21 protein-coding genes and 5 pseudogenes are annotated in these 22579 nt (G+C 67.7%); 17 read left to right on the forward strand and 9 right to left on the reverse strand.

The genetic code is table 11. The features are described from left to right. Nucleotides 1-17 precede the first annotated feature (17 nt). The gene (locus tag ABTX78_RS28590; RefSeq protein ID WP_352209658.1) at nt 18-512 is read left to right on the forward strand and encodes an SDR family oxidoreductase; all 495 of its coding nucleotides are present in this window, start codon (nt 18-20) and stop codon (nt 510-512) included. A 146-nt stretch (nt 513-658) separates the two neighbouring features. Here ABTX78_RS28590 and ABTX78_RS28595 read toward each other — a convergent pair whose 3' ends face one another. From ABTX78_RS28595 to ABTX78_RS28610, 4 genes are all read right to left on the reverse strand, one after another. Then, nucleotides 659-910, reverse strand: coding sequence for a type II toxin-antitoxin system RelE family toxin (locus ABTX78_RS28595; RefSeq protein ID WP_352209659.1), 252 nt, complete (start codon nt 908-910; stop codon nt 659-661). After that, nucleotides 907-1158 carry a type II toxin-antitoxin system Phd/YefM family antitoxin gene (locus ABTX78_RS28600; protein WP_352209660.1) on the reverse strand — a complete coding sequence of 84 codons (252 nt, stop codon included), beginning with the start codon at nt 1156-1158 and terminating at the stop codon, nt 907-909. Before ABTX78_RS28600 ends, ABTX78_RS28595 begins: the two co-directional genes overlap by 4 nt. A 502-nt stretch (nt 1159-1660) precedes the next feature. Next, on the reverse strand, nt 1661-2041 hold the full coding sequence (locus tag ABTX78_RS28605; protein ID WP_352209661.1) for a hypothetical protein: 381 nt from the start codon (nt 2039-2041) through the stop codon (nt 1661-1663). Continuing rightward, a complete protein-coding gene (locus ABTX78_RS28610) occupies nt 2038-2625 on the reverse strand; it encodes a TetR/AcrR family transcriptional regulator (protein WP_352209662.1) in 588 nt (195 codons plus the stop codon). The genes ABTX78_RS28605 and ABTX78_RS28610 overlap by 4 nt, the downstream gene beginning before the upstream one ends. Before the next feature lie 673 nt (nt 2626-3298). Between ABTX78_RS28610 and ABTX78_RS28615 the strand changes: the two genes are divergently transcribed. Both ABTX78_RS28615 and ABTX78_RS28620 read left to right on the forward strand, forming a co-directional pair. After that, on the forward strand, nt 3299-3643 hold the full coding sequence (locus ABTX78_RS28615; RefSeq protein ID WP_352209663.1) for a hypothetical protein: 345 nt from the start codon (nt 3299-3301) through the stop codon (nt 3641-3643). Nucleotides 3644-4407: 764 nt separating this feature from the next. Continuing rightward, nucleotides 4408-5322, forward strand: coding sequence for a universal stress protein (locus tag ABTX78_RS28620; RefSeq protein WP_352209664.1), 915 nt, complete (start codon nt 4408-4410; stop codon nt 5320-5322). Between the two features lie 116 nt (nt 5323-5438). Here ABTX78_RS28620 and ABTX78_RS28625 read toward each other — a convergent pair whose 3' ends face one another. After that, on the reverse strand, nt 5439-7289 hold the full coding sequence (locus ABTX78_RS28625) for a glycoside hydrolase family 15 protein (protein ID WP_352209665.1): 1851 nt from the start codon (nt 7287-7289) through the stop codon (nt 5439-5441). 49 nt (nt 7290-7338) lie between these two features. Here ABTX78_RS28625 and ABTX78_RS28630 point away from each other — a divergent pair, with 49 nt between their 5' ends. Then, nucleotides 7339-7533 (forward strand): hypothetical protein, encoded by a 195-nt coding sequence (locus tag ABTX78_RS28630; RefSeq protein ID WP_352209666.1) that lies wholly within the window; start codon nt 7339-7341, stop codon nt 7531-7533. 294 nt (nt 7534-7827) lie between these two features. Further along, nucleotides 7828-8037: pseudogene (locus ABTX78_RS28635) on the forward strand (SpoIIE family protein phosphatase); the annotation flags it as partial. A 171-nt stretch (nt 8038-8208) separates the two neighbouring features. Here the strand turns inward: ABTX78_RS28635 and ABTX78_RS28640 are convergent. Further along, nucleotides 8209-8586, reverse strand: coding sequence for a hypothetical protein (locus ABTX78_RS28640; protein WP_352209667.1), 378 nt, complete (start codon nt 8584-8586; stop codon nt 8209-8211). A gap of 211 nt (nt 8587-8797) precedes the next feature. Here ABTX78_RS28640 and ABTX78_RS28645 point away from each other — a divergent pair, with 211 nt between their 5' ends. The 5 genes and pseudogenes from ABTX78_RS28645 (at nt 8798) to ABTX78_RS28665 (ending at nt 13465) form a co-directional block, all read left to right on the forward strand. Next, entirely contained in the window at nt 8798-9244 is a 447-nt protein-coding gene (locus ABTX78_RS28645; RefSeq protein ID WP_352209668.1) for a hypothetical protein, read from the forward strand. A 31-nt stretch (nt 9245-9275) separates the two neighbouring features. Continuing rightward, nucleotides 9276-11453 (forward strand): hypothetical protein, encoded by a 2178-nt coding sequence (locus ABTX78_RS28650; RefSeq protein ID WP_352209669.1) that lies wholly within the window; start codon nt 9276-9278, stop codon nt 11451-11453. 32 nt (nt 11454-11485) lie between these two features. Beyond that, on the forward strand, nt 11486-11995 hold the full coding sequence (locus ABTX78_RS28655; protein ID WP_352209670.1) for a hypothetical protein: 510 nt from the start codon (nt 11486-11488) through the stop codon (nt 11993-11995). Nucleotides 11996-12428: 433 nt separating this feature from the next. Further along, nucleotides 12429-13140: pseudogene (locus ABTX78_RS28660) on the forward strand (IS5 family transposase); the annotation flags it as partial. After that, nucleotides 13118-13465: a hypothetical protein gene (locus ABTX78_RS28665; protein WP_352209671.1), complete on the forward strand. Its 348-nt coding sequence runs from the start codon at nt 13118-13120 to the stop codon at nt 13463-13465. The pseudogene ABTX78_RS28660 and the gene ABTX78_RS28665, both read left to right, overlap by 23 nt. A gap of 149 nt (nt 13466-13614) precedes the next feature. Here the strand turns inward: ABTX78_RS28665 and ABTX78_RS28670 are convergent. Further along, a pseudogene (locus ABTX78_RS28670) lies at nt 13615-14210 on the reverse strand (SPFH domain-containing protein); the annotation flags it as partial. 285 nt (nt 14211-14495) lie between these two features. Continuing rightward, nucleotides 14496-14789, reverse strand: a complete 294-nt coding sequence (locus tag ABTX78_RS28675) for a hypothetical protein (protein WP_352209672.1) — start codon at nt 14787-14789, stop codon at nt 14496-14498. A 225-nt stretch (nt 14790-15014) separates the two neighbouring features. Here ABTX78_RS28675 and ABTX78_RS28680 point away from each other — a divergent pair, with 225 nt between their 5' ends. The 3 genes from ABTX78_RS28680 (at nt 15015) to ABTX78_RS28690 (ending at nt 18628) form a co-directional block, all read left to right on the forward strand. Further along, a complete protein-coding gene (locus tag ABTX78_RS28680) occupies nt 15015-15509 on the forward strand; it encodes an NfeD C-terminal domain-containing protein (RefSeq protein ID WP_352209673.1) in 495 nt (164 codons plus the stop codon). Between the two features lie 56 nt (nt 15510-15565). Then, nucleotides 15566-16996 carry a flotillin family protein gene (locus ABTX78_RS28685; protein WP_352209674.1) on the forward strand — a complete coding sequence of 477 codons (1431 nt, stop codon included), beginning with the start codon at nt 15566-15568 and terminating at the stop codon, nt 16994-16996. Nucleotides 16997-18265: 1269 nt separating this feature from the next. After that, nucleotides 18266-18628, forward strand: a complete 363-nt coding sequence (locus tag ABTX78_RS28690) for a hypothetical protein (RefSeq protein ID WP_352209675.1) — start codon at nt 18266-18268, stop codon at nt 18626-18628. A gap of 36 nt (nt 18629-18664) precedes the next feature. Here the strand turns inward: ABTX78_RS28690 and ABTX78_RS28695 are convergent. Next, nucleotides 18665-18914, reverse strand: a pseudogene (locus tag ABTX78_RS28695) (IS630 family transposase); the annotation flags it as partial. 288 nt (nt 18915-19202) lie between these two features. Between ABTX78_RS28695 and ABTX78_RS28700 the strand changes: the two are divergent. The 4 genes and pseudogenes from ABTX78_RS28700 to ABTX78_RS28715 form a co-directional block, all read left to right on the forward strand. Beyond that, the gene (locus ABTX78_RS28700) at nt 19203-19913 is read left to right on the forward strand and encodes a response regulator transcription factor (RefSeq protein ID WP_352209676.1); all 711 of its coding nucleotides are present in this window, start codon (nt 19203-19205) and stop codon (nt 19911-19913) included. After that, on the forward strand, nt 19910-21397 hold the full coding sequence (locus ABTX78_RS28705; RefSeq protein ID WP_352209677.1) for a sensor histidine kinase: 1488 nt from the start codon (nt 19910-19912) through the stop codon (nt 21395-21397). The genes ABTX78_RS28700 and ABTX78_RS28705 overlap by 4 nt, the downstream gene beginning before the upstream one ends. A 50-nt stretch (nt 21398-21447) precedes the next feature. Next, on the forward strand, nt 21448-21864 hold the full coding sequence (locus ABTX78_RS28710) for a hypothetical protein (RefSeq protein WP_352209678.1): 417 nt from the start codon (nt 21448-21450) through the stop codon (nt 21862-21864). Nucleotides 21865-22294: 430 nt separating this feature from the next. Beyond that, a pseudogene (locus ABTX78_RS28715) lies at nt 22295-22414 on the forward strand (IS5/IS1182 family transposase); the annotation flags it as partial. Nucleotides 22415-22579 lie beyond the last annotated feature (165 nt).

Here is a 22579-nt window from a genome sequence, read left to right on the forward strand (position 1 = left end):
CCACGCCTAGGGAACGGATGGGACCTGGCCATCGCCGGTCACCTTCAATCTGGAGAGACCCAGACGCCGTCGAACCCCCAGGGACGTCGTTTTCAGCGTACGCCAGGCACTTCGAACCCGTCGTCGACAGGCAACAGCGGTGGTCCGTGCGAAGAGGCATTGTCAACGTAACGTTGCAGGTCAGCGGGTCGGTGAGGGCAGCGCCGGGTGAACAACTCGAGGTCTACAGCGCCTCGAAGGGGGCCGTGAGCAACCTCGTGCACAACTGGGCCCGGCAGTCGCGGGAGCGCCGATTCCGGGTCAACGTGCTCAGCCCGGGACCCACGCGGACCCCTGGCCTGCTGGGCGCCGCGGGGCCGGACGTCGACCAGTTCGCCGAGGCCGTCGTGCCACTGGGGCGGCTGGCCTACACCGAGGAAATCGCCGAGGCCGCCCTCTTCCTGGCTTCCGACGCCTCGTCGTTCGTCACCGGCGCCGAACTCTTCGCCGACGGCGGCTACACCCGGGCCTGAACCACGGCCGGTGGTGCGCATCCGGATCCCTCGCAGCCGTGGGGCGCACTCCCGGACGCGCGTGTGCGTCGTACGAGGCCCAGTGCACCGGGAGCAACGAGATCGTGGCCGCGGCCTCTTTTCAAGCCCGTAGTCAAAGATCAGCACTAGCTCGATGCGCGCCCAATGTGGGTGACGAGGATGCGGATGACTTGGTTGTCAATAATGTACAACGCTCGATAGGGTCCGACCCTCAGACGCCGGTACACACCGCCGTATGGCGAGGAGTTGACGGGCCGAGGATTTTCACCGAGGGCATCTACGGCTTCGTACAGGGCGGCTAGACCTTGCGGATCGTCCTTGAGGAACTGCACTGCAGCGCTGGTGGCCTCGGGCTCCCAGATGATGCTGTAGGTCACGTACGCAGCCCCAGCATGCGGCCAACCTCTTCGTGGCTGACGCCCTCGCCGAGCAGGCCCTGCGCCTGGAGGCGCTCCCGTTCAGCAATTGCGAGAGAATCTTCAAGATCCTCTATCACCTGAGGTGACACGAGGAGAGCTGCGACATGGCCGTGGTCTGTTAGTGCAATGGTTTCACGGCCATGCGCAGCGCGCCGCACTAGGTCGCCCAGCTCTGATCGGGCTTTGCTGATCGCAATCTCAGTCATGCCCACATGGTGCCACAAGATTAATCTTGTGGGCAATGAGGAGCGGGTTTCCTGATCCAAGCCCAGCCGCAAAAGGAGTGCCGCAGGCCAGCCAGCCGGCGCGCGGGACCCGGATCCCTTCCAGGAGGGACGGGAGGGACCGCGCGCAGATGCTGTCGTGGCGCTGCCAGGTGCCAGGTGCCAGCAGGATGGCGAGGGCCGCGCGTGGCCGTCCCAGGTGCCGCGGACTTTGACGGTCAGTCCGCCTCGGGATTGGCCGAGGGTGTGAGGTCCGGTGCAGTCACACGACTGTGACCAACGACAAGGCTCGGGCATCCCCGCATGGCTGTGCTGGCCCGAGATCTACCCGGCGTCGCTTTATGCTCCCCACTCAGTTGCAGTGTCAACGCACACCGCTGGGCCTACGAAGGCAGCGGTTGATGGCGGTGCGCCGGCTTTGCAGACTCGATGGCATGTCTGAACGGTTAGACGGGGCGGCTGCGGGATCTCTCCGGGCCTGCGGCTACGCGGCGCCCGCCGCTGCCAGCGCCGCGACCGGCAGGAGCAGAATCCACTGCGGCAGGCGGAGTAGCGGTCGGGGCCAGCCGACTGACAGCGTGACGACCAAGAAGGTTGCCGCGTACGCGATGAAGTGCGCGGCCACGAACCACGCCACCAGGCTGGTACCCGGCGTACCGTCCGTCAGGGAGAGGTAGAGCAGAGCGATTCCGGAGAGCACCAGGTCGCCGCTCACCATGTGCCACACGGCGTGCAGGACACGCTTGGGTTCGTCCGCGAGCCCGCAGGACAGCAGCGGGCGCACCACGTCGCGGTGCCCGCCGACAATGTGCACTGCGGCCACCCCGAGCGCAGTGATCCCTGCCGCGAGAATCCAGCCGTTCACCGGACCTCAATTCCTTTGGCCACGACGGCGGCCAGCAGTGCGGGAAGCTGCGGGTCAGGGTGCTCCCCGACCAGCCCTACATGGAAGAACACGGTGCCAGCCAGCGCGTCCAGGACCAGGTCCGTGTGCGTTTCGGTCGCCATCTCCCCGCGCAGCACCGCGCGTTCGAACACAACCAGCAGCCGCTCCTTCGACGAGGCCAGGAAGTCACCGCGGATGCGCGCCTTCAATTCCGGATCGGCGGCGAAGTCGGCGAGCAGCCCCGGGAGTGCCGCCGCGGCGGCAGGCGCGCGGAACTCGTCAACCAGGCCCTGCACCAGCACGGTCAGATCCCCGGCCAGCGTTCCGGTGTCCGGGGGCGGAGTATCATCGGTGGTCGTGAAGACGGCCTCGAAGACCAGTTCCGGCTTGCCCGACCACCGCCGGTAGATCGTGTCTTTGCCGACACCGGCCCGCGCGGCCACCGCGCCGATTGCTGTCGCGGCGTAGCCGACCTCGACCACCAGCTCTGTTGTCGCGCCGATGATCGCCTCGTGTGATCGGGGATCCCTGGGGCGCCCCCTGGAGGGCTGAGAGGAGCTCATAGCAATTACCTTACGGGTCGACCCGTAAGGTAACAAGAGGCTGAGGCCTGCCCTTCGAAACCAGGGGCCGGCGGCGCCTCTTCAGGCCGCCGGATGGCTGACGAACAGGCCGAAGGACACCTGTCAGCCAACGACGGTATAGGCGAACCCGCGGGATACACGACAACCATCCCTGGAACGCGCAGCGGCCAAGAAGTCCGCCGACGCCGCCGCCGTCAGCGCCGCCCGAGCCAGCCAGTCCGCCGCCACCGCACGCAATGCCGCAGACGCCGCCGGCCGAGACGCGGACGCCGCCGAAGCCTCCGCCGCACAGGCCGAGTTCTCCGCCGAATACACCCGCCAGTCCGCCAGAGAAGCCAGCGAATCAGCGCAGGCCGCCCGCTACTCCGCGATCGCCGCCGGCAAGAGCCAGGCTGAAGCGGATGCAGCCGCGAGCCAGGCATCGGCCGACGTCAAACGCAAGCGTGAGGCAGAAATCGTCGAACTCGGCATCGTCAGCAAACGGACGGATACCAGGGCAGCGCGTGACAGCTTGCGGCCTCCCCCGCGATAGGAGCGGGCTGGCCGTTACTGTAGTCCTGCGAGAGCTGGAGCCGTCCGAGGGAGCGCTCATCCGCAAGCCACTCATCGGCTCCTCGGGAACCTCCATGACGCGGCAGGCGTCTCCGTGATCATGAGGGAACGCATTGAAGCACTGAGCGGTATCGGAGTGGCCCTGGCCGGCGGGTTCGCGGGGCTGTTGGGATGGGCCGTGGACGCCGAACTCCGGGCGCGCGCCGGATTCGCGGCAGGGCCGGACTGGCACGTCCTGTACGCGGAACTCCCGCTGACCGTCCTTGCCGGTGTAGTGGTTGCCCTGGCTGCGTGGTTGCTGCCCCGACGATGGGGAGTGGGGCCGTCGGTCGCCGGGTACACGGGACGCACCGCACTCCTCGCCTTGGCGCTGGCCGGGTTCTGGTTGGCCGTCGAGGGCTGGTACGCGGGGCTGCCCGGGCCCATGCCCGACCGTAAACCCTAACGGCCGTCCCGCGATTGATCGCGGGACGGCCGTGACATCACGACGGCCGCCTGGGTTCTTGAGGTGTGAGGATCAAGCAGGCCCACGCGGCCATGGCCCATCCTGCCCTGTGCGGCCTCACTCGCCAACATCTCGGCGAGTTGATCGAAGAACTCGCGCCACGCTGGGAAGCACATTGTGACTCCGGACGGCACGAGCGGCGCCGGGGTGGCCGCAGGCGCCAAGCCGGGGCCGGACCGAGGTACGAACTCGTCTTCACCGACCATGTGTTGATCACCCTGGTCTACTGCGGATTGGGCTCACTCACGACGCCCTGCCGGTGCTCTACGAAGTGGGATCTTCGAGCATCGGCCGTGCCGTCGGCGAGATCCGCCCACTGCTGGCGATGCGCCGGTTCGCCGACAGATGGTCACGACGGGCCAACTTGCCCTGACGGCGGGCCGGACCGCCGGCGATCACACCCCCTACGGCGCCGTGCCTGCACGGTCAATGCCGAGAAGGCGAGCAGGCCAAGCACTGCGAGCACCGCAACCAGCCAGCCCCGCCATTCATGGACCACACCTCCGAGGTCCGGACGATGTCGGCACAGAACCCTCCCTTCCGGATTCTGCTCGATCGCAAGAACCTCGAACGCGCGACGACGCACAGGTTGCCGTGGTCGAAGTCGGCTTGTGTGATGGAGACGAGCCCGCATCGGGCCCAGGCCGCATCGCGAGGACGCAGTGCCTTAAGGAGCCGCACGGACACCGCGAAAGGAGGCAGCTGTGGACGATCAGCGCATGACCGGCGCCGTGGTGGTGGGGGTGGTCGATGCTGAGCAGCAGAGGCTGGTTGTCCGCCGCGCCGCCGAAGAGGCTATTCGGCGCGGAACCGATCTGCGCATCCTGCATGCGGTCGAGTGGCCCCTGCCCCCGGGATCGACAGAATCTGCCGGGAAGGCTGCTACGAATGTGGAACATGCAGAACGCGTGATCGCTCCCTTTGCTGAGGCAATAAATCACCAGTTTCCGGAGCTGGAGGTTGTACCGGATCTGGTGTCCGGATCCCCGGCGCCGGCGCTCATCGACCGGTCTTCCGAGGCGTCGGTGATCGTTGTCGGTCACCGGGGTACCGGAGGATTCCCCAGATTGCCGCTCGGCTCGGTGAGTCTGCAGGTCGCCACGCACTCCGCGTGCCCTGTACTCGTGGTCAGGCCGACCAAGAGCGCAGAGCCGCAGGAGAACCGCGTGGTGGTGGGTGTCGATGTGGAGGACATCCCGTCGGGTCTGATGAAGTTCGCGCTGGATGCGGCCGAGTCCCGCCACGCTGCCCTGGAAGTGGTGTACGCGAACACGCGGCCTGAGCTTCTTGCCGCCGGCCCCACCGGGCCCCTGCTCGCTACCCACGAAGCGGCTTCGAGCAGCGCGCACGAGGCACTGGAAAAGGTGCTGTCCGCCTACCGGCCCCATCACCCGAGCCTGAACATAAGAGCGCGAGTCGAGCGGCGCCGCCCCGCCCACTGCCTGGTGGACGCCTCCCGTCACGCCAGCTTGCTGATTGTCGGCTCCCACGGCCGCACCGGGCTCAAGCGCCTGCTGCTCGGCTCGGTGAGTGGTGAGGTGCTGCATACCGCCACGTGCCCAGTGATGGTGGTGCCGACCCCGCAGCAAGGGAGTGCGCGCCTCAGCAGCAACCACTGACGCGACAGGCCAGGTGACGGGAACAGCCCAGGCGGCTCGCCGTCCAGCTGACCGTGTCCACCTTGTTGAGAATCCGGGCGCGGCACCGCTAGCGGGTGGGCGCTCCGGCGCGCCAGCTATGTGAACCACGCGTGCGTGGACAGCTCCGGCCGCACACCGTGCTGAGTGCGGGCGAGGACGACGGCGCTGGACAGCAGCCCGATGTGGCTGAGGCCTTGCGGGAAGTTCCCGAGAAAGGAGCCGTCGGACGGGTCGATCTGCTCGGGGAACAGGCCAAGGGGACTGGCATACCGGCACAGTTTCTCGAAGAGTTCCATCGCGTCGTCGGTGCGTCCCTGTCCGGCAAGGTTGTCCACCATCCAGAAGCTGCACAGCAAGAAGGCGCCTTCGGGTTCGTCGATCCCGTCAGGCGAGACCTCCGGCACGTAGCGGTACAGCAGACCGCCGCCGGCGTCGAGCCGGTTCGCGATAGCCCGCGTGGTTGCGATCATCCGCGGGTGGTCAGCGGGCAGCACGCGCCGCAGGGGCAGTGCGAGGAGTGATGCGTCCAGACCACCGCCGCCGGCGAGGTGTTCGGTGAGCGCGCCCGCCTCCTCGTCCCAGGCATCGGTCAGGATGCGGCGGGTGAGGCTCTCAGCCTGACGGTTCCATCCCTCGGGGTCGCCGGGCAGGTCCAGTCGGCGGGCGAGCCGTGCTGCCCGGTCAAGGGCCACCTGACACATCGCGGCCGAGTAGGTGAAGGGCCGTCCGCGCGTACGCACTTCCCAGATGCCATGGTCCGGGCGGCTCCAGGCCGTGCGTGCCTGTTCGGCCAGCCCGGCTAGCTGTTCCCACAGCGCGTCGTCGAAGCGGCCACCCCCGGTAGCGGCCCATTGGAAGGCGCAATCGAGGATCTCCCCGTAGACGTCGTGCTGTACCTGGTCCGCGGCGGCTCCGCCCCAGCGCACCGGGGCGGAGCCGCGATACCCCTCCAGGACTTTGTCCTCCACCTCGGCGGGGGGTGGCATGCCGTCGAGGTCGTACAGGACCAAGGGACGCTCGCCGTGCCCCAGCGCAGTCAGTGCCCAGTGCACGAAACCCTCGGCCTCCATCGGCAGTCCGATGCGCCGGAGCGCGAAGACCCCGTAGGCCGCGTCTCTTATCCACGCGTAGCGGTAGTCCCAGTTGCGCGTTCCATGGAGGCTTTCGGGGAGGGACGAGGTCGACGCGGCCACGATGGCACCGTTCTCGATGTGGTCGAGCAACTTCATCGTGATCGCCGAGCGACGCACCAGATCGGGACACGGCACATCATCGACCACTTGGGCCGCCCAGCGCCGCCACGCCCTTGCAGTCGCATCGAGCGCGCCGTCGGGCTCCTCGACAGTTCGGTCTGCCGGGCGCGGCTCGTCTCCCCAGCACAGCCTCAAGGCGAGATCCTCTCCCGGCTCCAGAGCCACAGAGGTGTCGAGACCGGGCAACGGGCGAGTGCTGACGAGACACGGTGGCGCATCTTGTCCCGATGCCAGCCTCCAGACGTGCGGGTCGAGCTGGGCCGGGCGGTGATCGCGGGTATCGACGAGAACGCGAAGGCGGACGGTGCCGCTGGTCACCCTGGCCCGGCGGAGCAGGACGCCGCGGCCGGCACGAGAGTCCTCCTCAAGGCGGGCACCGGGCTGGAGCAGGAAGGCGTCGGTCACCTCGACCGTCCCGTCCGGCCCCCGCATCTCGGTGACCAGCACACCCGTGTCGCGCACATAGCTCTGCCGACTTTCCCGGACTTCGTCCGGCCCCAGTACGAACCTTCCGCCTCTGTGTCGGTCGAGCAGGCCCGCGAACAGCGGAGGGCTGTCGAAGCGGGGCACGCACATGAAGCTCACTCCGCCATCGCGCCCAACGAGCGCACTGCCACGCCCGTCGCCCACCAGTCCGTGGTCAGCGATCGGCAGGTATCCCGCACGGCGTGCCAGAGGACGCCAGTCGCCCATATCTCATGTGTACCCACTACGCCCGAGCCCAGCCCGTTGCACCTCCGTCATGGCCACGGCGTACTGCAGGACGGTCGACGAGGCACTGTTCGGGCTCAGCGTGCGCCGCTACGCCGCCCTGATCGACCTGTCGTCCATGCCCCAGTGCATCGGCGGAACCCGCAACTGGGACTACCACTACTACTGGATCCGGGGTGCGGCGTACGCGGTGTTCGCGCGGCGCCGCGTCGGGCTGCCGAGTTGAAACAGAGGGCTTCTTGCGCTGGGTACTGGACGCCGTCGGCCGTGGCACGCGGCCCTTGGTGCGTTACGACCTCGACGGTCTGCCCCCGCCCGGCGAGGGGCAACGGGGGCGGCCGACTTAAGGTCCAGGTCGTCCGTGACCCGGGGTATGACGGCGACCGGCAGTGGGCGGGGTGGAGGACTTCGCCTCTGACCGAGCCGAGCATGAGGCACTTGAGCCCGCTTCGGCCCTGGGTGCCGGCCATCAGCAGCACGGCAGTACTGATGTTTCGGCCAGGACGCTCGCGGGCCGCCGCCGGGAGACCAGCTTCTCCTCTACACCGACGGAGTCACCGAGGCGCGGAACCGGGAAGGGAGCTTCTATCCCCTCGGCGAGCGTGCCCATCTCCTGAAGGACTCCGACCCGGAAGCCGCGCTGGAGGCGCTGCGCACAGACGTGGTGCGTCATGCTGCCGGCCCGGCCCACGACGATGCCGCCATGCTTCTGCTGCGCTTCCGGGAATAGCCGCACTCGCATGTGCGGCCGGCCGAACTGCTCCAGCCAGCTGGGCTCGCCACCGTGCTTACCCGCACGCAACGCCGCCGACCGAGACGCCGCCGCCGCACAGGCCGAGTTCTCCGCCGAATATGCCCGACAGTCCGCCAGCGAAGCAAGTGAATCAGCGCAGGCCGCCCGCTACTCCGCGATCGTCGCCAGCAGAGCCAGGCTGAAGCGGATGCAGCGGCGAGCCAGGCATCGGCCGACGTCAAACGCAAGCGTGAGGCGGAAATCGCCGCAGCCAAGCGCCATGCCGAAGAAGCCCGGACGAAGCAGGCCGAAAAGGAACCCGGGCACTGCGGATACACCATGGTCGCGGGCTACGCCTACCCCAACGCTTGCGAAGAAAGCGACGCCTTCGGCCTCGACAACCACATATGGGACCTCGTGGATGGGTCTGACATCGAGAAATGCGTCAAGAACCCTTCCTGAGGCGTGCGCCATGGCAGTCGTCGCCATCACCCCCGCCGGCAAGCTCAAGAGTGGCATGGCCTGGGCGTCGTCTGCACGTCCCACGTGAACTCGTGTGAGCCGCAGGAGGTCACTTCTGTGCTGCGCAATGTACGGCAGCCGACAGGTCTGGATGACTCTTCCTGTCCCGACTCCGGGCCTCGGTGAAGAGTCGGTGCCGAACGGACGGGCCAGCGCCTGCACTCGAGTCTCCTGTTGTAGCGTCCAAGGAGACGATGGTCGGACAGGTAATCGAACGGCACAACGGGGGAACACCGTGACGTGGGACGAGTGGGAGCAGGCGAAGGGTCGGGTCTTCGACCAAGGCCAGCACATGCAGTTGAACCAGCTGGCCCCCGAACGCAGTGGCGGTGGCGGCGACGTGGACCTGGTTGTGCACGACAACGTGCTGGGCGCGCTGGGCAATCTGGCCTACTCGCTGCGGCAGAGGTTCTCGACCGCCGCCGACCACGCCCGGCCGACTACCTTCGACGCGTCGATCGAACTGTTCAACGACGGGTTGGACATGGGGTCGGCCCTCACCGAACTGCACGACGCCTGGAACACGAAGACGGGCACTCTCAAGGAAGCCTGCGCGCACATTTCCAACCACCTCGACTTCTCGCGCGCCGAGCACGCGAAGGACGAGGTCAAGATCGCGACGACGATGCGCGATGCGGGCGGCGACCTATCCGTTTCACGCATCAACGACTATTTCAAGTGACCACGACATCAGGTAACGGGGGCGTCCGGTCATGGTGACCTTCCAAGACCTCAAAGACCTGCGGCTGGGCAAGCTCCAGACTGCGGTGACGGACTGGGAACAGATGGTCAAGAAGCTGGCTCTTGTCGCCGATGGAGGCGACGGCGACGCCAACGCGGCCGATCTGGACAAGAAGGCCAGGGGTGCCAACTGGAAGGGGCAGAACGCCACCGTGACGAAGGAGTTCGTCACGGTGACGGCCGCCGAGTTCGATGACGTGGTCACTGTCGCGCGGAGTGTTCACACGATCCTGAGCGGCGCGCACACGAAGCTGACGAAGCACAAGAAGGATCTGGCGGATGCCGTGGACCGGGCGGCCAGGAAGAACATCTACGTGAGCGACAAGGGCGTGGTGAACGCTTCCGTCCCGTCGCCGCAGGCGGCCGGTGACGCGAAGATCCCCATGCCGACCCAGGCCGAAGTCGACGCGGTCGCCCAGGAGATCACCACCATCCTGACAGCGGCCGGCGAGACCGACAGCACCGCTGCGGCGGCGCTGCGTTTCCATGCCAAGGACAAGCACGACTTCGAGTCGAGCGGCTTCACGAGCTTCGACTCGGCGCAGAAGACCATCCAGGACTCGAACGAACTCATAGCCCTGGGAAAGAAGGACCCGAGCGAGCTCACCAATAAGGAGCTCGAGCGCTTCAACGCGCTGATGAAGGACCACCCCGGGGATGTCATCTTCGCCGAGCGCCTGGCCACCGGCCTGGGCCCGGACGGGACGCTGAAGTTCTTCGCCGGTGCGGTTGACCTGGAGAACTGGGAGCACAAGGGCGATGCGAACACCCGGGAGTCGCGGGAAGCCCGGATGGCGCTGCTCGGCACCCTGGAGAAGGAGCTGGGCACCACCCTGGCCACCGCCTCCCGATCGGGCACCGACGCCATGGACTCCTGGAAGGACCGGGTGATCGCACTCGGCGGCCAGGACGTCGGCAGCGACAAGGGTGCGAGCCAGACCCGTGTCTACGGCTTCCAGGCCATGAGCAACCTGATGCGCCACGGGAAATACGACGGCGAGTTCCTCAACAACTACGGAAACGCGCTCGTCAAGTTCGAGAAGGAGAACACCGGGGACGTCAAGGACCCGGGTCCTGGTGGCAAGTCGCGGGAGAACGTTCTCCCGTGGGACAAGCTGCCGTCATACGCGAAGGTCGATCAGCTGCACTACGGAGACAACACCGACGCGGGCACGGACCCCATGACCGGGTTCATGAAGGCGCTGGCCCACAACCCCGACGCGGCGACGGACTTCTTCAGCTCGACCGACCCCCAGGACAACTCCCAGCACGTCCTGAAGGACCGGCAGCCCTTCAACGACGTCGTACCCGACTCCATGGGGTACGGCGAATCCGCGAGCGACTACAAGGGCCCGAAAGCGAGCTACGAGGCCACCGGCGACGCCCTTGTCGCGGCGGCGACCGGGGTCAACCCGGACGACAGTTCGGCGCGGCCCGTCGAGCACACGGCACAGCACCGGCAGGTGTTGGACAACTCGCTGAAGTACCTCTCGGAGCGGGGCGACGACTTCCCCTCGGAGATGCGCGACGACATGGCGGCGGTACTGACGAACCACGGCGACGTGGTGCACCACTCCGCCAGCGCCCTGGCCGACGACCCCGACGACCCGAACCTTCTGGACAGGAAGGAACTGCTGGAAGTCTCCAAACAGGTGTCCAGGGACCAGAACGCATACGGCATGCTCAATGAAGGGCTGAGCCGGGAAATGGTGAGGGACATCCACGAGGACGACCTGAAGGATCCCAAGGAGACTCTGCTACGGGCGGGTAACAGCGTCGGTTTCCTGGAACAGGCCCGCTACCAGGCTCTGATGACGGACAAGGACGATCCGACCTGGGATGCGAAGTGGATGTACCACGGGTTCGGCAGCATCGTGAACTTCGCACCCGGCGTCGGTGACCTCGCCCAGCGTGGCATCGACGCCGTGGCCTACGAGTGGCAGACGCAGGAGCAGAAGCGGATCGACGCAATCCACACAGGCGACAACGCGAGGGTCTTCGACGGCCGGGAGCGGCAGTTGCAGGCACTCGCCGACGAATGGGCCAAGGCCAACCCCGAACACACCAACACCCGCTACACCATCACAGACGAGATCAACGGCGCTGCCTACAACGGAAACGACCGTGCCAAGGGTCTGGCGGGAGGGTGATGAGGTCGACGAAGAAGAGTGTCCTACGTCCGGTGTACGGCGCAGTATTGCTTACCGTGCTGCTCGCCGGGGCCGTCGGCTGCGGCGGCGACAAGGAGTTCAACGTTTCTGAAGCCTGCGGGACGAAGGTCGACCCAGAGCTAATCCGGGAACTGCTGCCCGAGGGCGATAAGCTGGAAATCGACGACAGTTTGTCCGATCCGGACCAGCCACGCTGCCAACTGAGCGTCGACGGCGAACTCACGCTGTATCTGCGGGGCGACATCGTCGAGCCGTACATCAAGCCCTTGGAAATCTCAGCGGATGGGATGCGTCGGCTGGGCAACCCCTCGCCGGCCGACATCGGCGACGGTGCCACCATCGCCGACCATGGAGCGATGGCCGTGCAGGCCTGCACCCACAAGGGTGAGAAGCGACAGTACGTCCTGGCCGTCGACGGGGTGGACAACCCTAAGGACACCGTGGAGCGGCGCCGAGTACTCGAACGCTTCACACGGTCCTATCTGCCGGTCGCCATGGAAGCAGAGGGCTGCCGCCCGTAGCGGCGGGGCGCATGATGCAACCGAAATGACTGGCCAAGGGGCTGGGCGGCGGAGGGCGATGGGTCCACGAAGAGCGTCCTACGGCGTAGGCGTCCTGCTGTGACGGCAGTGTTCGCCGGGACGACTGGATGCAGCGGCGACGAGTGGTCTCGGTGCCTGAGGAGCAAAGGTTGACCCCGAACTGATCGGCCGTCTACTGCCCAGGGGCGATGAGCTGAAGACAGATCCTCAAGGGCTTCTGGCCAAGATCGCGTTGTCTCGGCACATCAAGGATGCACCAAGGGCACTGCTGCCGGTGGCCCTTGAGATGGCCCCTGGCCAGGTCTGCCGTCGGAGCGATGGCCGGGGCGCATCGCGGCCTCGCTCCCGATGGCCGCGCCGGCACGGCATGGCCATCGGGAGCGGGCGGATACCGGCTACGGTTTGGAGCAGCGTCGTGAACGCGATCCTCTAACAGGGCAGGACCGGCTGCCAGTGGGCCTACCTCCCGCACGACCTGCCGCAGAAGAGCGCGACCTACTACTACTTCGCGGCCTGGCGCGGCGACGGGACCGACCAGGTCATCCACGAACTCCCTGCGCTACCAGGTCCGCGAACGCGCCCGCCGATTAGAGGACACGACCCTGGTGGTCCTGGACACCCAAAGTGTCCACGAGGCCGCCCGGGTCGCCTCCACGACTCGCCGGGATCCGGCGAAGAGGGTGCCGGGCCGCAAGCGGGGACTGGCTGTCGATGTGCTCGGGCTGGTCATCGCCGTCATCGTGCTGGCCGCGAACACGCATGACAACGCCGCGGGCATCGCCCTACTGGACCAGGTTGCCGAGCACACCGGCGGCACCGTCGAGAAGGCTCTGGTCGATCAGGGCTTCAAGAACCAAGTCGTCGCGCATGGCGCCAGTCTGGGCATCGACGTCGAGACCGTCGTACGCAACCCGCATGAGACGGGGTTCGTTCCGCAGCCGAAGCGATGGAGGGTCGAGCAGACCTTCGGGATCCTGATACTGCACCGGTGTCTGGTCCGCGACTACGAGCACCACCCCGCGTCCTCCGCGTCCCGCGTCTACTCGGCGATGACCCACATCATGGCGCGCCTCACCAGCGTGAACACCCCCACCTGGCGCGATGCGCAGGCAGTGGCAGCGTGAACGTCAAGCCCTCCTCGACGCGCTCGGCCTCCAGGAGGACGCTGCCCGGGCCCTGGCCGACGACCTCCGCACCCAGATCGAAGGACTGCACGGCCGGCTGCGGGAGGCCGAGACCCACCTCGAACACCCCGAGATCACGCGGAAGACCGTCACCGCGCTCGCCGACCGGCTCCCGGCCGTCCCACCGGACCTGCCCGAGCACCCGGACTACCCACGCATCCTCGGTGTCTTCAACGACGCGACCGGACCGCAACGGGCCCGGGACGTCTGCGAAGCCCTCAACCACGAACTGCTGCCGAAGAACATCGAGGGCACCCACGCCTAGCTGAAACGCCTGGTCAAGCTCGGCACCCTCACCGAGGTCGACGTCGGCAGCTCCACCAGGAAGCAGTAGCCGCCACGCACCGGGGCAAGCAGCCCCACGCCAGCCTCACCGGGAAACGGCCATCACCTCACGAACCGCCCTCTCACGAGTGCCGGCGACCGGGGCAGCACCTCACTGAAGGCGCGGGATCCCCCCTGAAGAGCGGAAGTGACCTCGCTGGGGATCACCCATCAGGTACCGCGATCGTTTTCAGCCAGCTGAGGAGCATCTGCGTGTACTGGTGGGCTCGTAGTTTGAGGTCGTGGTCGTGCCATGCACGGCCTGAATACCTCGTCGATGGCCCCGGACTGCGCCTCAGCCTTGAGGATCTCAGCGCTACGGTTGCCGGCCGCCTGGAGGTCGGCGGACTGCTTGTCGCCTTCGGCAGTGAGCACCTGCGACTGCCGTTGCCCCTCAGCCCCGAGAATCGCCGCCCTCATGTCGCGCTGCACGCCCCTGCTTCTCCATCGCGTCCTTGATGGGCTACGGCGGGTCGATGGCCTTGATCTCGACCCCGTTGGCTCGCAGCCCCCGCTCCGGTTGCCTCGTCCGGCACGCCGCGGAGTTTGCTCTTGAAGGTGTCGCGCGAGGTGAGAGTCTTCTGCGGGTCCGTGGAACCCACGGCCTTCCGCAGGGTGGTGACGGTGAGCTGTTCGACACCCTGCAGGAAATCGGCGATCTCGCAGGCTGCCGCTCGTGGATCCGAGCTCCCGGAACAACCTAGAAGATTCCTGCAGTGTGACAGCTACGATCAGGTAGCCGAGGCCCTGTTCACGGGTCGGCGGGGGTCGATGACAAGCGGACAGGTGCGCCGAGATCCGCGACGGGAGAAAGTCTCCCCCAGGCTCTGGAAAGAGTGAAGGCGTCAATGACCCCTGTCCTGATGATGCCTGCACTGGCACCACGCAGTTGCTGCTTCTGTTGACGAAGTGTCCTGATCAGCGCCCTTTACGCGTCGCGCGGACGGGCGCATGTTCCCCGTCGGACCTGCTCACGCCAAATGCTCCGATGCTCCCGTGCCGGCGCGCCTTCGATGCCGGTCGAGTTCGAGCATGGCCAAAAGCGCGGTGGAGATGTTCAGCGGAAAGGCAGCGGCCTCGGCGACGGCCGTAACCCCCCAGGCCCGGCACATACTCGCCGCGAGCGCGCAGCACAGCAGCAGTGCAGGCAGAGCCCTTCGTCGCAAGGGCAGGGCACGAAGCCGCCAGACCCGAATGCACAGAACGATGTTGAACGCCAGGAAGGCCAGCGCAAACAGCGCCAGGAACAGCAAGGTGACAGGCACGGCCGGATCCCCAAACAGGCGAAAGACGGTGCCCGACCAGACTTCCCGGCACACCGGCACACGATCCTACGGGCACCGCCTCCGCCGTGTTCAGTGCGCCGACCTGCCCACCACGGCATTCAGAGAACGTAAAGATTGCCGGGCTCCGGCAGTGAAACTCGGCATGGGACAGTGGCACGATCTACCGACGGCAGACAGCGCAAGGTGGCCGAAGGGAACAGGGGCATGGCTTGGTTTCTCGGTCTCGGCATTGTCGGGCTTGTGCTGCTCGTCCTGTGCCTGGTCTTCGACGGGGTTCTCGACGGGCTCGGCGGCGCGATGGACGGGTTCCTGTCGTTGCCGGTGATCGCCGGTTTCGTGTCGGCGCTCGGTTTCACCGGGGCCATCACAATGGGCGCCGCCGGTACGGGGGCAGGGGTCGCCACCAGTGCGGGCGTGGCTGTGGGGGGCGTCGTGGGATGGGGCACCTGGCGGCTGAGCCGGGCGCTCCTGCGCGACGGCACCGCGCCCGCACCGCGTGGCGAGGACCTGACCGGCACCAGCGGCACGGTGGTGACGGCGATCCCGGCGGGCGGATACGGCGAGGTGCTGGTGTACCTGGCGGGCCAGCCGGTGAAGTACGCGGCGAAGGCTGCAATCCCCGTCGCACGCGGCACCGAGGTCTGGGTGGAATCCGTGCCCTCCGTGACGTCCATCTCCGTCCGTCCGGTCGAACGCTGACGGACCGTCATATCTCTTTCTCTTCTCGCTTTGTTCCAATCGAAGGGGGTCTCGTCATGAGCCCTGTCCTCACGGCGGTGTTGGGCATCGTCGTTCTGCTCGTTCTGCTCGGCCTCGTCGTCATCACGCGCTACAAGGTCGCCGGGCCGAGTGAAGCGTTCATCATCACGGGACGGCGTGGCAAGCAGGCCACAGACCCGCAGACAGGTCGGGTGTTCACGGACAACAGCGGCCAGAAGGTCGTGGTCGGCGGCGGCGTCTTCGTCGTGCCGTTCGTGCAGCAGAAGTTCACCCTCGACCTGTCCAGTCGGCACATCCCGATCGCCGTACGCGGCGCGGTGACCCTGCGCGGCGTAAAGGCCAATCTGGAGGGTGTCGCAATCGTCAAGGTCGGCGGCACCGAGGACTCGATTCGGGCCGCAGCCCAGCGGTTCCTGATGCAACAGGACGGCATCGTCGGCTTCACCCAGGAGGTGCTCTCCGGCGCGCTGCGTTCCATCGTCGGCCGCATGTCGGTCGAGGACATCATCCGTGACCGCGCCGCCTTCGCCGGCCAGGTCGCAGAGGAGGCGGAGGCCAGTCTGTCGGGGCAGGGGCTGGTCCTGGACGCCTTCCAGATCCAGGACATCACCACCGAGGGCTCCTATCTGGAAGACCTCGGCCGGCCGGAGGCCGCCCGGGCCAAGCAGGAGGCCGACATCGCCGAGGCCGTCGCCCGTCGCGCCGCCGAACAGGCCAGGCTGAAGGCCGAGGAGGAGATCGCAATCGCCCAGCGGACCCTCTACCTGAAGCAGGCCGAGATCAAGGCGCAGACGGACGAGGCCGAGGCTCAGGCGAACGCCGCGGGTCCGCTCGCCGAAGCCGACCGTCAGCAGCAGATCCTCGCCGAGCAGGAGAAGGTTGCCGAGCGACAGGCGGCACTGACCGACCGTCAGCTGGACACCCAGGTCCGCAAGCCCGCCGACGCCGCCCGCTACCAGGCCGAACAGGAGGCCGAGGCTCGCCGCATCGCCCAGGTCAAGGAGGCCGAAGCCGACGCACAGCGGGCGAAGCTCACCGGCGAGGGCGAGAAGGCCCACCGCGCCGCTCTCGCTGACGCCGTACGCATCGAGGGCGAGGCCAACGCTGCGGCCATCGCCGCCCAGGGCTCTGCGGAAGCCGAGGCCATGGAGAAGAAGGCCGACGCCTTCGCCCAGTACGGCGAGGCGGCCGTCCTCCAGATGCTCGTCGAAGTCCTTCCCCAAGTCGTGGCCAAGGCATCCGAACCGCTCTCGGCCATCGACAAGATGACCGTCATCTCGACGGACGGGGCGAGTCAGCTGTCCCGTACAGTCGCGGACAACGTCGCCCAAGGCATGGAACTCCTCAACTCCACGACCGGCGTCGACCTCGCCGCCCTCCTCCAGGGCATCACACAGAAGAAGCCCGCTCTCAGCCCGGCGGTCGCTACGCCGTCCGACAACGGAGTCGTCAAGATCACGGAGTAGGACACGGTCCGGCGCGGCCGAGATCACTGTGCTCTCGGCCGCCGAGGCAGTGCAGCGGACTGATCCACCGCGTCGGGGCCTGGCAGTTGGCAGCCGGAGCCGACATCCTCCTCGTCCTCAGCGGGCGCATGGTCGCATCACCGTGGTATCTCCACACCACGAGCGCACCGTATCCCGCTGGGAGCTTCATATGGCATCGTGGACCGGTAGTTCGGTCTCGGCAGCCCGGCCCCGGTACCTGTCGAGTGCTCCTCCCCCACTCCCCAGGCGTAGACGAGTCTGCGGCACGTACCCCCCGGGGCACGCCCGACGCGCACCGCGCTCGCTGCACCCGCCCGGGCCGGCATCGCTGGGAGCGGCAGGCATCGACAGCACGCTGGGCCTGATGGGGCAGAAGAGTGGCCCAGCCTCGCGAAGTGGTAGGCAGCGGTCCCGCGCACGTAGGAAGGGCCGCGGGACCGCCCGCCCGAGGTCCTGTCAAAGTCGGGCCGCGCTCGCGACCGTACGTCCCGGTACGGGGTCCCGCCCGCTGAGCTACTCCCGTCAGGACAGGCGTGCGCCACGCTGATCTGCTGCTGCGGCAGACACCTTCTCCTCTGCCTGGCAGCAGCCTCCAAACGACCGGGCGGCGGCCCGTCCTCCGGGCGCCACGGCCGGGACTCCTGCGGCTCCGGGATTGCTGCTCATGACGGCTACGGCCCTGGTGCACGCCTCGGGCCGTGCGCGGCCCGCCATCCATGAAAGCCAGCGAGGACCAGTTCGCCGCACGGCAGCGTTCAAGAAGCGGAGAGGGCCACACTGCGGCGGTACAAGCCCATGCGGTAGGAGTGTGTGCCGGGCGATGGAAGCAGACCGCTCGGAGGGGGCCACGAAGCCCGGGTGGAGTCGACGGTGCCGCCGGAGACCCCCGCTCGATTGAAGGAGACGTAGCAGTCGGAGAACGTTGCGTCGCTGAAGTTGACCGATCCGTTGGAAAGGTCCGCGCGTGTCTCCACCGCCGATATGACGCCCGTGAAGTCGATGTCGTGGCCTTGCCAAGAGTGGGGATGTTCGAGAGGGAGACGGAGGTGGTCGCGAATGAGTCGGATCACGGCGTGCCCGACTTCTCGTATGGCAGGTAGGCACGCCGGTCTTCGGAGTTGGTCGGGTCGGGTTCAGGGCTGTAGGGCAGCCGTAGGTAGGCGCAAAGGGGTCTATTGCTCTGACCGCAAAGGTTCGCCGGAAGCCCGCACTGTTCGGCATGGACGGGTCTCGCCAACCCTCCGTAGGGTGGTGATCAGCTATGAAGGAGTCAGGGTGAACGGCAATCCGCTGTACCACTGGATAGCGTTGGCGGTGTCCACGGCGGTCGTGCTGCCGGTGCCGGTGGCGATACTGGCAGGCTGGACACCGCCGTGGATGCGGAAGCGACAGCGCGGGTTGCGACTTCGTGCCTACGGCCTTCTGTGCATCTACGCCCTCATGCTCGTCAACGGCATCCCCCGGATTGCCGACGCCTCCTTCGAGACGGTCATGGCCTGCATGAGCGTCGGTTTCGGCTTCATCGCCGCCACTGCAGTCTTGTTCCTGCTCGCGGCACGCAAGGATTCAGGCGCGCAGACATCTGGCGCATTTGAACCTCGGGAGGGCTGAGAGACACCTTGCGGCGCCTGCCGCGCCACGGGTGGGTCAGGCCGCTGGTGCGAGGGGACGTCCGCCCCAGCGCATGCCTTTCTCGCTGCGGATACAGGCCGCGCTCTTTGCGTTAGGCGGCCAGGGCGTCGCAGTGGCGGGCGTAGGCGTTGCGCCGGCGCAGGTAGGCGTGCAGTGCGCGGGTCCGGACGGTGTGGTTCCAACGGCGGGAGTTGGCGAGGGTGAACTGCCTCAGCGGTCCGAAGTGGGCCTCGACAGGGTTGGCCCAGGAAGCATCCACCGGTGTCCCGAGCTCTTGCAGGTGAACCACTTCCCTCGAATCATTCGGCGACCTGGACGAAGACGCCGAACGGGATCAGCTTGGTGCCCTGGCCGGGCAGCTTCTGCCCCACCGCGATGCTGTACCAATCCAACCGCCACGATCACCGAACCGGTCAACCTATGCGGTCAGAGCACTAGCGCAGACCCGCGCCGTACCTCCGCAGGGGAGCAGCCGGCCCCCGAAGCACGATAGGAAGGGAGCGCGACCGCGTTGTGTACGCGGGGAGATGACCAGCACAAGGGGTGGAAGCAGATGGACACCGACTCCGGGCGCGGGCGTGTGCTGGTGGTGGACGACGACCCGGCGATCCGGCGGTCGCTGGAGCGGGGCCTTCGGCTGGCCGGCTTCGCGGTGGCCCTGGCCGACGGGGGACGGCCCGCGCTGTCCCACGTACGGCAGCGGGCGACCGACGTGGTCGTGCTGGACATCTCCATGCCCGACCTCGACGGAATCCAGGTGTGCCGGACCCTGCGCGACGCCGACAACGACGTACCCGTGCTGATGCTGTCGGCCCTGGACGAGACCGCCGACCGGATCGCCGGACTCCAGGCCGGCGGCGACGACTACCTCGTCAAACCCTTCGCACTGCAGGAGCTGGTCCTGCGTCTGGACGCGCTGCTGCGCAGACGGCCGCCCAGGGACACCGACGTGGTGCGCGTCGGCCCGCTCGTCCTGGATCCGGCCTCCCGTGGGGCACAGATGGACGGCGAGCCGCTGGCGCTGACCCGGCGCGAGTTCGAACTGCTGGAAGTCCTGGCGCGCAACGCGGGCATCGTCCTCAGCAGGGACCAGCTCCTCGACCGCGTCTGGGGGTACGACTTCGAGGTGCGCACCGACGCCGTCGACACGTTCGTCAGCTATCTGCGGCGCAAGCTGGAGAGCGGCGGCCGCCCCCGGCTGATTCACACGGTCCGCGGATTCGGCTTCGTCCTGCGCTTGGACGAGAAGGGCCCGAGACGATGAGACTCTCCACACGTATCGCGCTCGCCTTGGGCGTCACCGTGCCCGTGCTGGTTCTCGCGGCCGGGTGGCTGCTGCTGCAGTTCGTCGCGCGCGATCTGCACGCTCAGCAGGACGCGCATCTGCGCACCCGCGCCACACAGGTGGCGGCCGACGCCCGGCGACTGTTGCGGGTCACTGCCGCCGACCGTCCCGCCGCGGTCGAGCAGGCGCGTGAGCGGCAGTTGTACACCTCGGCGCTGGACGTCGGCATCCGGCTGAGCGGGCCTGAGGGCACGGTCGCGGGCGGTCCTCAGCCCGGCGCGACCGTACGTCTGCCGAAGCGCGCACCCAAGCCCGTGACTGTCAGGGACGGCAAGGACAGCTGGCGGGTCATGGCGGTACACGTGCGGGGGTCGAACCCGGGCGTCGACGGCACCCTGTGGTTGTTCTCGCCGGACACCGTGAGCCAGGGCCAAATGGCCCTCGTTCGACGGCGCGTGGTCAGCGTGGCACTGCTGGCGGCTCCCATCGCGGGCGTGATCGGTCTGGCCGCCGCTTCCGGGGCCGCCCGCCCGCTGCGCCGGCTCCGAAAGCGCACCAGCGGACTCGACCCGAGCGCCGACGCGGCACGGCTCGACCACACGCCGACCGGCCTCACCGAGGTCGACGACCTGGCCCTGACCCTGCAAACCGTGCTCGCCCGCTACGACGAACAAGCCGCCAGAACCGCCGGGGCGCTGGACACCGCACGATCCTTCGCGGCCGCCGCCGCCCACGAACTGCGTACGCCGCTGATGAGCATGCAGACGAACCTGGACATCCTCAGCGAGCACCCCGGCCTCGGAGCGTCGGACCGGACCGAGGTGCTGCGCGACCTGCACAGCGAACACACCCGGATGCTGGGCCTGCTGGTGATGCTGCGGGAGCTCGGACGCGGCGATCTGGTGGAGGCGGAGGCCTTCGGCCCGGTGGACCTGGCGGAGGTGATCGACGCCTCGGTCGCCGACGCAGGACGCAGGCATCCCACCGCTTGGATTGAGGTGGCGACGACGCCGCTGCCGGGTGTGTACGGATGGGAACCAGGGCTGCGAACGCTCGTCGACAATCTGCTGGCCAATGCCCTGATCCACGGCCGCGGCGAGGACGGACGCGCGCACATCGAGGTCGGACTGCGCTCTGGCGGAACCGCTGCGGAACCGGTCGCGGTACTGACCGTCGACGACGCGGGGCGCGGCATCGCGCCCGCGGAACGCGACGCGGTTTTCCACCGCTTCCGTCGCGGGGCGGGGAGTCCCGGCTCGGGGCTCGGCCTCACTCTGGTCGCCCAGCAGACGGCCCTGCACCGGGGCCGCGTGCGGATCCAGGACCGGCCGGCGGGCGATGGCACTCGGCTGGAGGTCCGCCTGCCCGTCCGGGACGGGACCGCGCCCTCCCTGCCGGCCGACCGGGACTGGCTGATCGCGGCCGCCCGCCGGCCACAAGGATTCCACAAGGTCGGCTCGTAGCTTCTGGCCGTGCGCGGGCACGTAGGCCCGTCCGACCGAGGAGGCAGACCGTGAAGACGACCGCCAGGACCGCAGGAATCGCCCTGAGTGCTGTGGCTGCACTGCTCGCCGCGACAAGCGCAGCCGCGGCGGACGCCGGGGCACCCGGCACAGGTACACCGTCGCCGGGCGTGGCGCCGACCGACGACGGTGCGAAAGGGCTGTGCAAGCGGGTTCCGAAGATCGAGAAGCGACTGAAGCGGGCCCTGGAGCGCCTCGACGGCGACGCCACGCAGCGCGGGTCCGTCAGCAGGCTGGAGAAGCGCGTCGCGAATGCCAAGAAGGCCGGTCACACCGAGATCGAGACCTTCCTCAACGACAAACTCACCTTCCGCCGCAGTCTGACTCCCACCCTGCAGAAGCGACAGAAGGACCTCACTGCAGTGAAGACCTGGTGCGCGGCGAACAGCAACGGCAGCAAGAAGTGAGAGCGCCCCGCCGCACCGTCACCGCCGCCGTGACCGCGCTCCTCGTTCTCTGTCTGGGAGGCCTCACGGGGTGCGGTCAGGGCGACGATAGAAGTGGCACCGAGTCCGGCACGCCGGCGGCAACCACGGGTCCATCCGGGGCCGAGGAGATGCGTTCACTCGTCGACGCTGCCGAATCGGCGGCGGCAGCAGCGGAATCCGCAGCGGCCGAGGACCAGTGAGAGAAGGTGTCCTCGAAGCCCGGATGGGCCTCGGTGACACCCATTTCTGCGGTCGGCTCCACGGCAACAGAGCGCGGCTCACTTCCGGTTGACCGCGCCCCAGGCGGCTCTTTGCCTCCGTGCCGTCGGCGGATCGCTCGGCGATGGTGTGGTCTCGGGTGGGAACCAGGGTGCCATCCACGATGAGCGCGGTGCGCCAACATTCTCGCCCAGCCGAACGACGCGTCGCGCGACTGAAGTCCTGGCGCATCTTCCGCAGAGCCCGCTGCAGCCCCAACCGCCTGTCGTCAATCTCCGCCGCCGTCCTCACCCTGGAGCGTCAAGGCTGAAACAGCTCACTCATCCTCGTGCTCACACGGGCCCTGATGTCCGCAATGATTCCGCGCCGAGGTCAACGAGGTGTCAGGGTGGCTGGTTGGTTCTGCCGCGGAGTCGGTCCAGACGGATGATGGTGGGTGCCGCGGCAGTGCCGTGGACCACGACCGAGATGAGGA

The organism is Streptomyces sp. NPDC096193, from assembly GCF_040302905.1.
Lineage (GTDB): Bacteria > Actinomycetota > Actinomycetes > Streptomycetales > Streptomycetaceae > Streptomyces.